The 12,588-nt window shown below is 44.5% G+C and carries 13 protein-coding genes; 8 read left to right on the forward strand and 5 right to left on the reverse strand.

The genetic code is table 11. The annotated features are described in order from the left end of the window. Nucleotides 1-219: 219 nt before the first annotated feature. The 5 genes from Q338_RS09975 to Q338_RS13825 form a co-directional block, all read right to left on the reverse strand. A complete protein-coding gene (locus Q338_RS09975) occupies nt 220-1,344 on the reverse strand; it encodes a porin (RefSeq protein WP_034294913.1) in 1,125 nt (374 codons plus the stop codon). 270 nt (nt 1,345-1,614) lie between these two features. After that, nucleotides 1,615-1,800: a protein MIGRI gene (locus tag Q338_RS09980; protein WP_034294916.1), complete on the reverse strand. Its 186-nt coding sequence runs from the start codon at nt 1,798-1,800 to the stop codon at nt 1,615-1,617. Between the two features lie 69 nt (nt 1,801-1,869). Then, nucleotides 1,870-2,316 (reverse strand): hypothetical protein, encoded by a 447-nt coding sequence (locus Q338_RS09985; RefSeq protein WP_051968596.1) that lies wholly within the window; start codon nt 2,314-2,316, stop codon nt 1,870-1,872. Nucleotides 2,317-2,544: 228 nt separating this feature from the next. Further along, nucleotides 2,545-3,180, reverse strand: coding sequence for an endonuclease III (gene nth, locus Q338_RS09990; RefSeq protein ID WP_034294918.1), 636 nt, complete (start codon nt 3,178-3,180; stop codon nt 2,545-2,547). 75 nt (nt 3,181-3,255) lie between these two features. Then, nucleotides 3,256-4,776, reverse strand: coding sequence for an OmpA family protein (locus tag Q338_RS13825; RefSeq protein ID WP_051968597.1), 1,521 nt, complete (start codon nt 4,774-4,776; stop codon nt 3,256-3,258). A gap of 277 nt (nt 4,777-5,053) precedes the next feature. Between Q338_RS13825 and Q338_RS10000 the strand changes: the two genes are divergently transcribed. The 8 genes from Q338_RS10000 (at nt 5,054) to zapD (ending at nt 12,482) form a co-directional block, all read left to right on the forward strand. Then, entirely contained in the window at nt 5,054-5,557 is a 504-nt protein-coding gene (locus tag Q338_RS10000; RefSeq protein WP_034294920.1) for a hypothetical protein, read from the forward strand. A 395-nt stretch (nt 5,558-5,952) separates the two neighbouring features. Then, complete coding sequence (greA, locus tag Q338_RS10005; RefSeq protein WP_034294922.1) at nt 5,953-6,429, forward strand: transcription elongation factor GreA; 477 nt, start codon at nt 5,953-5,955, stop codon at nt 6,427-6,429. Nucleotides 6,430-6,543: 114 nt separating this feature from the next. Continuing rightward, a complete protein-coding gene (locus Q338_RS10010; RefSeq protein WP_084693589.1) occupies nt 6,544-6,987 on the forward strand; it encodes a DUF4149 domain-containing protein in 444 nt (147 codons plus the stop codon). A 137-nt stretch (nt 6,988-7,124) separates the two neighbouring features. Continuing rightward, complete coding sequence (gene pilB / locus Q338_RS10015; RefSeq protein ID WP_034294925.1) at nt 7,125-8,810, forward strand: type IV-A pilus assembly ATPase PilB; 1,686 nt, start codon at nt 7,125-7,127, stop codon at nt 8,808-8,810. Nucleotides 8,811-8,898: 88 nt separating this feature from the next. Beyond that, a complete protein-coding gene (locus Q338_RS10020) occupies nt 8,899-10,170 on the forward strand; it encodes a type II secretion system F family protein (protein ID WP_034294928.1) in 1,272 nt (423 codons plus the stop codon). A gap of 1 nt (nt 10,171) precedes the next feature. Then, nucleotides 10,172-11,074, forward strand: coding sequence for a prepilin peptidase (locus tag Q338_RS10025; RefSeq protein WP_051968598.1), 903 nt, complete (start codon nt 10,172-10,174; stop codon nt 11,072-11,074). A 36-nt stretch (nt 11,075-11,110) separates the two neighbouring features. Then, entirely contained in the window at nt 11,111-11,731 is a 621-nt protein-coding gene (gene coaE, locus Q338_RS10030) for a dephospho-CoA kinase (RefSeq protein WP_034294935.1), read from the forward strand. A 1-nt stretch (nt 11,732) separates the two neighbouring features. After that, nucleotides 11,733-12,482, forward strand: coding sequence for a cell division protein ZapD (gene zapD, locus Q338_RS10035; RefSeq protein WP_034294937.1), 750 nt, complete (start codon nt 11,733-11,735; stop codon nt 12,480-12,482). Nucleotides 12,483-12,588: the final 106 nt, after the last annotated feature.

Consider the following 12,588-nt stretch of genomic DNA (forward strand, 5'->3'; position numbering starts at 1 on the left):
TTTTTCAGGCAGCCTTTCAGTACACGACAATTTTTACCAACACTCAAAATGTAGGGTGCGTACCACGCACCAAATCATTCAAATAATTGAAATTTCGGTGCGTAATACGCACCCTACATGAATTTTGTCGTGTACTGAAAGGCAGCCTGAAAATAAAAAGGCTTGTTATCCGAAAATAACAAGCCTTTTGATTAGGCAATCTTAACTGAATATTTCAGATTAGAATTTGTGAGACATACCTACGCCTACAGCACCTTTTTTGTATTTGTTTTTGTTACCGTCTTTCAGTTCCAAGTAACCTACTTGACCGTTCAATGCAGTACGTTTAGACAACAAGTAATCAGCACCTACAACACCTTGAACGTATTTAGCGTCATTCAATACAGGAGCAGTAGCGGTAGCAGGAGTAATACCAACTGTTGGTAAGCTCTTAATGTCAAAACCATAAGCAGCAGAACCTTTTAAGCGAACTGCATTGTTAATAGTGTAAGCAGCACTAGCAACTACTTCTTTGCTACCTTTAACAATTTCATTGACACCTAATGCAGTTCCTGGCTCACCTGTGAAACTTTCAACATCGTCAACATAACGAGATTGTTGATAGCCAACGCCTGCTAACCAGTTGCTATTTTCAAAACCTACGTTAGCAGCAGCTTGGTAACCATCTTTACCTTGACCAGCAGCATTTGTTACAGAGTTTTTAACATATGTACCTGCTACATCAGCAAAGAAACCTGCATTTTCATAACCTAATTTAGCACCATAAACAGCAGCTTCTCTATCAGTAGGTGAATTTGTATTATTGCTTACGAATGAAGAGTTGTTGTTGTTGTTATTGTTGTCGCTAGGAGATACATACGCCTGAGCTTGGAAACCAGCAAAATTAGGAGTTTCATAGCTTGCGGCAACTTTACGATCAACAGCAGCATTGGTACGAGTGTAAATGCCCAAACCAGCAGCATTGTTATCGTATTCCCATTGATCCAAACGACCATTGATGTCTTTTACAGGTGTGCTCAAATGACCAGCTTTAACGGTACCAAAGTTACCAGTTAAACCAATGAAAGAATCACGAGTAGAGAAGCCAGTATTGCCACCACCGATATTAACATCTTGCTCCAATTGCCAAATAGCACGCAAGTTGTTGTTCAAATCTTCATGACCTTTAAAGCCAATGCGTGAACCGTAGTCAACGATTTTAGTAGAAGTACCTTTGTCGCCGATATTAGAAGTAAAGCTACGAGTAACTTCTACACCGCCTTTAATCACACCATACAAAACCACGTCAGCAGAAGCTGCAACAGGTAAAGTAGCCAATGTCAAAGCAATCAGAGTTTTTTTCATTTCTGTCATTCCTTAAAATTAGAAATAAAACAACGAATTTTGTTTTATACAAAGTTCGCATCGAGATGTTTAAAATATTTGGACTTGCGCCCAAACAGTTCAATTCAGGTGTCAATATAATGGTTTCGGCTGAAAAAGACAAATAATATTGCGCTTTATTTTGGGGGAAGTGTGGTTTTTTTGCAAAAATTACTATCTTTGTGTTTGTTTTTTAATAATTTATTTTTTATTTGTAAAAATGAGACACTTTGGCTTTCAGGCTGCCTGAAATTAAAAATAACGCTGATAGACGCTCAATAATCCCACCATAATCGCCACGATGACGATGATTTTGGCGATAAATTGCACGGTTTGATGAAAAACCTGTTTTTCGTGTTTGCCCAATAATACGCGCCAGATAAAAATCAGTAGGGCAAATAATAGGGCGGCGGCTAGGATTTTATTTAATAATGTCATGGTTTCAGGCTGCCTGAATGGAAAAAAGGCGCAAATAATAAAATATTTGCGCCCTTTTTTGGGGAAAAATTATTTCAATTTGGCGGTGGCGGCTTTGTCTAAAGCACATTTTTCCACGATGATGGCGTTGGCACCATTGCGTTGTACCGATAATGTGCCGCCGTCCACATTGCGAACTTCGCTGGCTTTGGCGGGCAAGGTCGTCCACATGGTGCCGTCTGCGCCTTCGCTCACAAAGCGGTTAAGCAAAGGGTCTGCCACGCGGAACAAGCCTGTGGAAATCACGCCGTTTACTTTGGCTTGTGCCACAATTGGCTCGCCGTTTTTCATGCCGTACATAACGGTGATGTTTTGGTTGCGTTTTTTGCCGTTTTCTTGAATTTGGCAGGTGTAAGCCACTTCGGTTTTGCTGTCAATGCTCAAGGTGGCTGGGGCGGTTTTCGCGTCTTTGGCAAATGCGCCTGCAGACAAAACCGTCATCAAAACCAATGCGCTCATTTGAATGGATTTTTTCATCGGATTTTCCTTATTTGTTTGGGTTGAGAGAACGACACTATTATATAGGGGAAATGTGTTGATTTTGGTTAAACTAGGTTATTTTTATGGCGAATTTGGTTTTCAGGCTGCCTTGTTGCACACGACAAAAATAATCGTAGGGTGGTGCGCCGTGCGCACTAAATTTACCGAAATATTTAAATGATTCAATTATTTTGGTGCGCACGGTGCACCCTACGTTTTTTATGTCTAAACCACCGTTTTTCCACCAAAATCACATAAATCATTGATTAAACACGTTTGGCATTGCGGTTTTTGCGCTTTGCAGGTGTAGCGACCGTGCAAAATCAGCCAATGGTGTGCGTCCATTAAAAATTCTTTGGGGATATTTTTCATTAATTTGTCTTCCACTTCGCGCACATTTTTGCCCGCCGCCAAACCTGTGCGATTGGATACGCGGAAAATATGCGTGTCCACCGCCATCACAGGCTGCCCAAACGCTGTGTTCAGCACCACATTTGCCGTTTTGCGACCCACGCCCGACAAGGCTTCCAATTCTTCGCGGGTGCGTGGCACTTCGCCGCCGTGTTTTGCCAATAAAGTTTGACAGGTTTCTATAATGTGTTTGGATTTGGTTTTATACAAACCGATGGTTTTCGTGTATTCCATCACGCCTTCCAAGCCCAAATCCAGCATCGCTTGTGGTGTGTTGGCAACGGCGAATAATTTGGCGGTGGCTTTATTCACGCCCACATCGGTGGCTTGCGCTGACAGCAACACGGCAATCAATAATTCAAATGGTGAAGAAAAATTCAATTCGGTGGTGGGGTGTGGATTATTGGCGCGTAAACGCGTGAACATTTCAATGCGTGTTTGTTTATTCATATTATTTGGTTTCTTAATTAAATTCAGGCAGCCTGAAGATGGTTCAGGCTGCCTGCTGGGGATAAAAACAGAAAATTAATCAGTAATTTGCACTTCCACGCGGCGACCTTCTTGGCTTTCACCTTTTGCGCCCACGCTGTTTTTGGGTTTACGCAACACAATGTTTTTCTCGTCCACGCCGCGTTCAATAAAGAATTTTTTCACGACTTCGGCGCGTTTTTTGGACAATTTTTCATTGGCTGCGGCTTTGCCTGTGCTGTCGGTGAAGCCGCTGATGGTTAATTTTTTGCCCGCTTTGCCTGCTTCAATGGCTTCTTTGGCGACTTCGTCTGCGTTTTTAGCAAGGCGACTAAAACCTGTGGCGAAGTAGAATTTCACCATGCCATCTTCCAATACGGCGCGGCTTTCATTGGCTGGTGGTGGCGTGTTGGCAGATTCGTTCAGGCTGCCTGAATTTTCTACTGTGTTTTTGTTTTCATCGGATTTATTTTCTGCAGATGAATTGCTTGCTTTGTCATCAGATTTATTTTCGTCAGATGAAGTAGTTGTTTTGTCATCGGATTTATTTTCTTCAGATGAAGCAGCTGTTTTGTCATCGGATTGATTTTTGTCAGATGAACTTGTGGCTGTATTCTCTGAATGTTGATTTTCAGATGAAGCAGCCGCCGTGCCGTTATTCGCATTTTTATTTTCATCAGATGAAGCCGTTGCGCTACCCATATCGTTCAGGCTGCCTGAAGCGGCTAAATTGTCTGTTGCACCACCATTTGAGTTGTTTGAACTGCCTGAAGTTTCGCTGCTTTGGCTAATTTGTGGTTGGGTGGCGGTGGTGTTGCTGGCTTTGTCATCGTTCATGCACATGCGTAAGCCGAAAATCGCCGCCGCCGCCAATGCCAGCCACACCAATGCTTTCACCCAGCCCGAACCGCCTGAACCAGCCGCCATAGGTGCAGCCGCCGCAGCCGTTGCGGCGGTTACGGTGCTGCCTGCTGCCGCGTTGGTGGCTGCGCTTGCCACATAGCCGCTCAATGTGCTTGCCAAAGCCGCCACGCTCGCGCTCAAACCCGCCGAGCTGCCAATGCCCAAAGCAATCATAATGCCCGCAGGCAATGCTTTGGTCAGCCAGCAAGATTGATTGCTTAAAATTTGATACAAACCTGCTGGACTCCAATTTTGGCTACGCAACACCGCCAAAACCAAAGGCAATGCGCTGTTTAATAAGCTGGTGGCGGATTCATCGGATACGCTGCTTTCTTTGCCGATGTGTGCGGCAACCACATGGGCTTGGTCGCTGCCCAAAATGGAGCTGGCAAAATGTTGTCCTAATTCGGTAATGTTTGGTGCGATATTACCTGAAGTGATGGCGTTTTGTACTGCACCATGCAATTCGGAGCGTTCATCCATAATTTTGTTGTACAACGCCATTGCTTTATCGCGGCTGCCGTTTACATGTGCCAAAATTGCCGCCACAATGGTTGGCAAAACCAAATCAACGGCTTTATCTGCAGCGAATGGGTGTTCGCCTTTGGTGGCAAGATGGCGTTTTAATATATCGCCTAACTGATTGTGTAATAAAGTACTTAATTCTGTAGACATGGTGTTTGCTCCGTGCATGTGTAATTTGAAAAATATTAAAGACTGAATTATACCGAATAACTGATTTTATTCACGAAATAAATGTTCAGGCAGCCTAAAAAAGGTTGTAAAAAAACCATTTTGTGTTTCAGGCTGTCTTGGGTGGTGGTGAGAATGGGCAGCCTGAAAGTAAATTTACACACGCAATTCCCTTGCCATATTGTGCAAAAGATAGGCAATCATGTAATATTAACGCTCTTTACTTTCTTAAAAAACCAAAAACAAGGTAAGCACAATCATGCAAACATTATTCAAGAAACTTCCTTTAACCCTGCTGGTTGCCATGTCTTTGAGCGCGTGTATTACGGTCAATGCGCCTATGGGTACGCCCACCACCAGCAATAATACAGGCAGCGCACCTGTGGTGTCGGGCAATGCGGTGGGTTATCGCGTGGCGGCGAGCCATTGGGGCGATGTGGCAAAAATCCGTCAAGAAGCACAACGTTTGGGTGGTGAAGTGGGGGCGGGTCGTTTGACCAAAGTGCAGGCTGCTCAATATTTGAACCGTTACCGCCTGAATTTGGTGGGCAGCAACCAAATTGACGACAGCATGTATGAAGTCTATCAAAAAGCGGCATTGGACAGCCAACGCGGTGTGATTTCACAAGAACAATCCAAACAATACATCATCAGCGCACTCAAAGGCTGGCAACAACGCTGGGGCAGCATGAGCAATAAACCCGCCAACCCAGCATTTACCAATTTCCTGATGGAAGTGATGGATTTGAAACCGTTGCAATAAACCCACGTTTTTTGATGGACGATGTGTGAAAGCGATTGCCTTTTTGTGGCAATTTGGTACAATTCGCCCCATCGCATTGATTGCACACGCAAGCCGCTTATTTTTAAGTGGCTTGCCTTTCTTTTTATTAAACGGATTGTGTTTTCAGGCAGCCTGACAGTACACGACAAAAATTTTTCATACTACCTAAAACCTGTCCCCTCCCACGCTGGCGGGGGAGGGAACAGGTTTGTGGCAATTTCAAAAAATTGTCGTGTACTGAAAGGCAGCCTGAAACAATTTAAATCTATTTTATTTGTTAAATTTAATTAACTGACCCGATTGATGATTATCTATTCATCAATCGGGAAATTTCTACCTTTAAAGACAACGGTAGAATTTTGGAGAATGATGTTATGAAAAAAATTCCTTTAACTTTACGCGGCGCAGAATTGTTGAAAAATGAATTGCAACACCTGAAAAGCGTGGCGCGTCCCGATATTATTGCAGCGATTGCGGAAGCGCGTTCACATGGCGATTTGTCGGAAAATGCGGAATACGAGTCCGCCAAAGAACGTCAAGGCTTTATTGAAGGGCGCATTGCGGAATTGGAAAGCAAATTGTCGCACGCGCAAATCATTAACCCTGCCGAAATCCACGCGGAAGGCAAAATCGTGTTTGGCGCAACCGTAACCGTGCTGGATTTGGAAAGTGATGAAGAAACCACCTATCAAATTGTGGGCGATGATGAAGCCGATATTAAATTGTTCAAAATCTCGGTTAGCTCGCCCATTGCCCGCGCCATGATTGGCAAGGAAGAAGGCGATGTGGCTGAAGTTCACGCGCCAAGCGGTATGCGCGAATATGAAATTTTAACGGTGCAATATATCTAAAAAGTGTCTTAAATTATCATCAAAACAAAAGGCTGCCTGAATAAAGATTAACGCTTTCAGGCAGCCTTTTGTTAAAATAGAACAATCTATTGTATTGGAAACACAAGGATTGTGATGATGAAACGGTTGATTGCGCTGTGTATGGCGGCGTGGTTGGGTTTGCAATTGGGTTTTTCTGTGGTGGTGTCGCCCATCTTGTTTACCAGCGATGTGGTGAACAATGAGCTGGCAACGCGCATTATGAGCCAATTGTTTAAAGTGTCAAATGGTGTGGGTCTGTTGGCGTGGCTGGGGGCGTTTGTGGCGAGTCGTCCGCGTGAGCATTGGGGTAGAACATCGGTGGGGGTACGAAAATGGATTGCTTTATTGTGGCTGGGTTTGCTGGTGTCGGTAGCGGTGTTGAATCCTGTGGTGTTGGCGTATCCCGAGCATTTTTTGGTGAATGGGGTAGGGGGGAGTTTGGGGGATTGGCGTGGCAGCCTGCATATTTTGAATGTGTTGTTGGCGGTGTTGGGTGTGGGTTTGTGTATTCGTTTGTTGCGTTTGAATACACAGTAAAGCTCTTTCAGGCTGCCTGCAAATATATTTAATTTGCACAATAGATACAATCCTTTACAATCCACGCAAAACAATACAATTATCCTGTATAATTATTCCATATTATTTTACGGCTATAAGCCACGGGTCTATTCACTATGAGTATCGGTTTACTACGCGTTTTAATACAGCAAAAACTTGTTCCGCAAGACAAGGTGGAAAAATATCAGAAAACGATTGAGAGCGGTAAAAAAGACATTATTGCTCAAATCATTAATGATAAAGTAATTTCAGCGGAAGATTTATCGGCGTTGATGTCGCGTTTGTTTAACTATCCACAATTTGATTTGAAATCGTTTCCGACCAAACGCATTCAAATGGATATTTTGGACGAAGAACAAATTCAAATTCAACGTTGCATTCCCTTGTTTAAACGTGGGCGCAAAATATTTGTTGCCGTGTCCGACCCGACCATTTTGCAAAATGTGCAAAAGGCGGTGTTTAATTCGGGTTTATCCGTTGAGCTGATTATTGTCCGTAATGATCATTTGGATAATTTATTGGAAGAATTGCAACAAAGTAGCGCATCCCTGATTAAAGAAATGGGCATGGACGCGACTTTGCAAGAATCACAAGCGCAAACCATGATTGTGGGCGGCGAAGAAGAGGAAGATGGTCCAATCGCCCGCTTTATTCAGAAAATTTTGTTTGACGCGGTGAATACAGGTGCTTCGGATATTCACTTTGAGTTTTACGAATTTATGGCGCGGGTGCGTTACCGTACCGATGGTGTGTTGCGTGAAATTGTGCAGCCGCCGTTGAATTTGCGTAGCCAATTGGCTTCGCGGATTAAGGTGATGGCGAAATTGGATATTTCTGAAAAACGCGTACCACAGGACGGACGTATTCAGTTGCAATTTTCCAAAAATACCAAAGCAATTGACTTTCGTGTGAACACCATGCCTTGTTTGTTTGGCGAAAAAGTCGTAATGCGTATTTTGAATTCGGACGCATCTTTCCTGAATATCAATCAGTTGGGTTTTGAAGATTTCCAAAAAGAATTGATTTTGGATGCGATTAGCCGTCCGTATGGCATGGTGCTGGTAACGGGGCCAACAGGTTCGGGTAAAACCGTGTCGCTGTACACCTTCTTGAATATTTTGAACACGGACGATGTGAACATTTCCACCGCCGAAGACCCTGCAGAGATTAACTTACCAGGGATTAACCAAGTAAACGTGAACGATAAGCAAGGCTTAACTTTTGAGGCAGCCTTAAAAGCGTTCTTGCGTCAAGACCCTGATATCATCATGATTGGTGAGATTCGCGACTTGGGTACGGCGGATATTGCGATTAAAGCGGCGCAAACGGGTCATATGGTGTTCTCCACCTTGCACACCAATAATGCGCCAGCGACCTTGTCGCGTATGTTGAATATGGGTGTGGCACCGTTTAATATTGCTTCGGCGGTGAACTTGATTATGGCGCAACGTCTGGCGCGCCGTTTGTGTTCAAGCTGTAAAGCCCCAATGGAACGTCCGCCCGAAGCCGTGTTGAAAGAAGCAGGTTTCACAGACGAAGATTTGGCAAAAGATTGGACGATGTATCGCGCTGTGGGATGTGATAATTGCAAGGGCAAAGGCTATAAAGGTCGTGCGGGTTTGTATGAAGTAATGCCGATGACGGAAAAAATGCGCGCCGTGATTATGAAAGGCGGTACGGAAGTGGACATTGCCAATATTGCTTATGAAGAAGGCTTGTGCGATTTGCGCCGTTCTGGCTTGCTCAAAGTCATGCAGGGCGTAACCACATTGGAAGAAGTGGTGGCAACCACCAACGAATAATGCTTTCAGGCAGCCTGAAAAGGGGAACATTCACTTTTCAGGCAGCCTGAATATCTGTTTTTAATTTAATTGAGATACCGAGAACATTATGGCTACTGCTAAAAAACCAGTCAAAAAAGCGCCTGTCAAAAAAGCCGCGCCCAAGCCTAAACAGCAAAAAGAACGTGGTAATCGTTACCAGTTTGAAGGACGAAATTTGCAAACTGAATCCATTGTGCGCGGTGAAGTGGTTGCGCGTAATGAAGAAGAAGCACGCGCGAAACTGAAACGCCGCAATGTGAAAGTTTTGCAAATCGTCAAAATGAAAAAGGCGAAAAAGCAAAAAATCACCACAGGCGATATTGCGGTGTTTACTCGCCAGCTTTCTACCATGATGAAAGCAGGTTTGCCTTTAATGCAAGCATTTGATATTGTGGCAAAAGGTCATGCGAATGCGTCTATGACAGAATTATTGATGTCGGTGCGTGCCGATGTGGAACAAGGTACATCGTTGGCAGACGCGTTTGCTAAACACCCCAATCAGTTCAGTAAATTTTACTGTAACTTGGTCGGTGCAGGTGAAGCAGGTGGTGTATTGGATTCTTTGCTAGATAAATTAGCAACTTATATGGAAAAAACCGAAGCCATCAAGAAAAAAGTGAAAAGTGCTTTAACTTACCCAATTGCCATTTTGGTGGTAGCAGTGGTGTTGGTGATGGTGATGATGATGTTCGTATTGCCTGAATTTAAAAAGGTATACGACAGTATGGGCGCGAAATTGCCACCTTTGACTGAATTCATGATGATGATTTCTAATGCGTTTGTGGCGCATGGTGCGTTTATTGTGATTGGTTTAGTGGGTTCGGTGGCGGGTGGTATTGCCATTGTGAAGCGTTCTCCGACTTTGCAAAAACGCATTGACGCGATGTTATTAAAATTGCCGATTTTTGGTGATATTGTGATGAAAGCGACTATTGCGCGTTGGTCGCGTACCACCGCGACACTGTTTGCGGCTGGTGTGCCATTGGTCGAAGTATTGGATTCGGTGGCAGGTGCTTCGGGCAATATTATTTATGAAGAAGCCACGCATGAAATTCGTTCCAAAGTGAATCAGGGTATTTCGCTGACTTCAGGTATGCAGGCTGCCCAATTGTTCCCGAATATGGTGGTGCAAATGGCGGCGATTGGTGAAGAAGCGGGTGCATTGGACGATATGTTAAACAAAGTTGCCGAATTCTACGAAGATGAGGTGGATGCGGCGGTGGACATGCTGTCTTCATTGATGGAACCGATTATCATGGTGGTGTTGGGTGGTATTGTGGGTACGATTCTGGTAGCGATGTACTTGCCGCTCTTCAACTTGGGTCAAGTGGTTGGTTAATATGGAAAATGCGGCAATTTTTATGGCGGTATTGTTCGGTTTACTCGTGGGCAGTTTTCTGAACGTTGTGATTTACCGCCTGCCCGTTATCTTGAATCGTGAATGGAATGAGGCGGCGCGTGAGCAGTTGAAATTAAACGATGAATTCATCAACACGCTGCCTGAAAACGCCGCCCAAACCCTGCGCCAACACATCAGTTTAACCGCCGAACAACAAGGCGAATTCACCCTATCCAAACCACGCTCGCGTTGCGGCAATTGCGGTGCGCCCGTGAAAGCATGGATGAATATCCCGATTATTAGCTGGTTGATTTTGCGTGGAAAATGCCACACTTGTAAAACGCCGATTAGCATACGTTACCCTTTGGTGGAATTGCTGACGGGCGTGTTGTTTGGTGTGGTGGCGTGGCGATATGGCTGGACGGAAATCACGGTCTGGGGCTGTTTGCTGACTGCGTTTGTGGTGGCGATGACTTTTATTGACGCGGACACGCAATTATTGCCCGACCAATTGACTTTGCCTTTGATTTGGCTGGGTTTATTGTTTAACTGGCACACTCAATTTGTGTCGTTAGAATCTGCCGTGTTGGGCGCGGTGTGCGGTTATATGAGTTTGTGGACATTGAATAAAATCCACAAAATCCTGCGTGGCATGGACGGCATGGGTTATGGCGATTTCAAAATGCTGGCGGCGATTGGTGCGTGGTGTGGGGCGGCGAATTTGCCCATTGTGGTAATGATGGCTGCGCTGACGGGCATTGTGGCGGCATTGCTTAAACGCGTGGGCAAGGGGCAACCGATGGCGTTTGGTCCTTGTTTGGCGATTGCGGGTTGGTTGATTTTTCTGTTTCATGCTCAAGCAGTTAGTTTGATTACTTGGTGGCTGCAAAAATCAGGTTTTTGATTTTTCAGGCAGCCTGAAACATAAAATGGTAAACACATGACGATATGGATTGGATTAACGGGCGGCATTGGCAGCGGCAAAAGCCAAGCGGCGGCATTGTTTGCACAACACGGCGTGCCTGTGTTGGACGCGGACGCCATCAACCGCGAACTGATTGACACGCCCAATAGTCCCGCCATTGTGTTGATTAAACAAGCATTTGGCGAACACGTTTTGCATAATTCAGGCAGCCTGAACCGCACCATGATGCGCGATTTGATTTTCAGGCAGCCTGAAGCCAAACACACTTTAGAAAGCATTTTACACCCCTTGATTTTGCAAGAAATTGTGCGCCAACAAGCGGATTATGCCAATCATATTTATGGTCTGGTGGAATTGCCCTTGTTGCGCCCACAATCGCCATTTTTGCAAATTATTCAACGGGTTTTGTTGATACATTGCGATGAGTCAATACGCATTCAACGCGTAATGCAAAGAAATTCATTTACTGAACAACAAGTTAAACAAATTATCGCCAATCAGCCTAGCGACACCGAGCGTTTGGCATTGGCAGACGATGTGTTGGAGAATTCAGGCAGCCTGCACGATTTACAACAGGCAGTTGAACGGCAACATATTGTTTATCAACAGATTTTAAATACACAAGAGAGCCGTTAATATGCTGCATTTTGATTTTCCACTGACTGAACGTGTACGCAATTATATTCGCGTGGAGCAATTATTTGACCGCTTTAATGAAGCTTTGGCGGGTGATGATAAGTGGATGCACCACGCGGCAATTTACACCTTGTTTGAATTGGTGGAATGCGCGTCCAAAGCTGAACTAAAACGCGATATGTTACAAGAACTTGAGCGTCAGCGTTTGCAGCAAAACGCGTCTGGTACACCCGATTCAGCACGTTTGGAAAAATTGAATCAGGCGATTCAAGAATTGCAAACTTTGAACACGCACAGCGCACAAAATTTGCGTGAAAATGAATGGCTTACCGCGTTTAAACAGCGTTTGAATATTGTGGGAAGCAACACGGCGGTGGAATTGCCCAGCTATCATTTTTGGTTGAATCAAACGGCGGCGGAACGGCGCGAATATTTGCGTAAATGGAGTGCGACTGCTTTGCCGATTCAGAATGCGGTGGGTTTGGTGTTGGAAACTTTGCGCAGTAATCCACAAGTGATTGATTGTCAAGCGGTTTCTGGGAAATATGAACACGGCGGTTTGGTGCAAACCACGCAATTATTGAGTGTGGAAATTGACCCTGCTTTGGGGGTGGTGCCTGAAGTGGCGGCAAATAAATATTTCACCAACATCAGTTTTTTACAAGCAAATCAAGAGAGTACGCGTAGCAAATTGAGCGAGCAAGATTTGCCCTTTAAATTGATTCTGTGTGGTTTGGATACAAGTAAATAATTGAATTTATAGTGAATTCAATTTAAACCAGTACCGCGTTGCCAGCTCCCTTATGTACTATGTGTACACGGCGGTCGCTGTCGCCTTGTCCTGATTTAAATTGAAT

It is taken from the genome of Alysiella crassa DSM 2578 (genome assembly GCF_000745955.1).
Classification (GTDB): Bacteria; Pseudomonadota; Gammaproteobacteria; order Burkholderiales; family Neisseriaceae; genus Simonsiella; species Simonsiella crassa.

Bases quoted from the DNA above. Each gene is read 5' to 3' on its own strand.
- Q338_RS09975 (WP_034294913.1), bottom strand. From the start codon at position 1,344: ATGAAAAAAACTCTGATTGCTTTGACATTGGCTACTTTACCTGTTGCA.
- Q338_RS09980 (WP_034294916.1), bottom strand. From the start codon at position 1,800: ATGACATTATTAAATAAAATCCTAGCCGCCGCCCTATTATTTGCCCTA.
- Q338_RS09985 (WP_051968596.1), bottom strand. From the start codon at position 2,316: ATGAAAAAATCCATTCAAATGAGCGCATTGGTTTTGATGACGGTTTTG.
- nth (WP_034294918.1), bottom strand. From the start codon at position 3,180: ATGAATAAACAAACACGCATTGAAATGTTCACGCGTTTACGCGCCAAT.
- Q338_RS13825 (WP_051968597.1), bottom strand. From the start codon at position 4,776: ATGTCTACAGAATTAAGTACTTTATTACACAATCAGTTAGGCGATATA.
- Q338_RS10000 (WP_034294920.1), top strand. From the start codon at position 5,054: ATGCAAACATTATTCAAGAAACTTCCTTTAACCCTGCTGGTTGCCATG.
- greA (WP_034294922.1), top strand. From the start codon at position 5,953: ATGAAAAAAATTCCTTTAACTTTACGCGGCGCAGAATTGTTGAAAAAT.
- Q338_RS10010 (WP_084693589.1), top strand. From the start codon at position 6,544: ATGATGAAACGGTTGATTGCGCTGTGTATGGCGGCGTGGTTGGGTTTG.
- pilB (WP_034294925.1), top strand. From the start codon at position 7,125: ATGAGTATCGGTTTACTACGCGTTTTAATACAGCAAAAACTTGTTCCG.
- Q338_RS10020 (WP_034294928.1), top strand. From the start codon at position 8,899: ATGGCTACTGCTAAAAAACCAGTCAAAAAAGCGCCTGTCAAAAAAGCC.
- Q338_RS10025 (WP_051968598.1), top strand. From the start codon at position 10,172: ATGGAAAATGCGGCAATTTTTATGGCGGTATTGTTCGGTTTACTCGTG.
- coaE (WP_034294935.1), top strand. From the start codon at position 11,111: ATGACGATATGGATTGGATTAACGGGCGGCATTGGCAGCGGCAAAAGC.
- zapD (WP_034294937.1), top strand. From the start codon at position 11,733: ATGCTGCATTTTGATTTTCCACTGACTGAACGTGTACGCAATTATATT.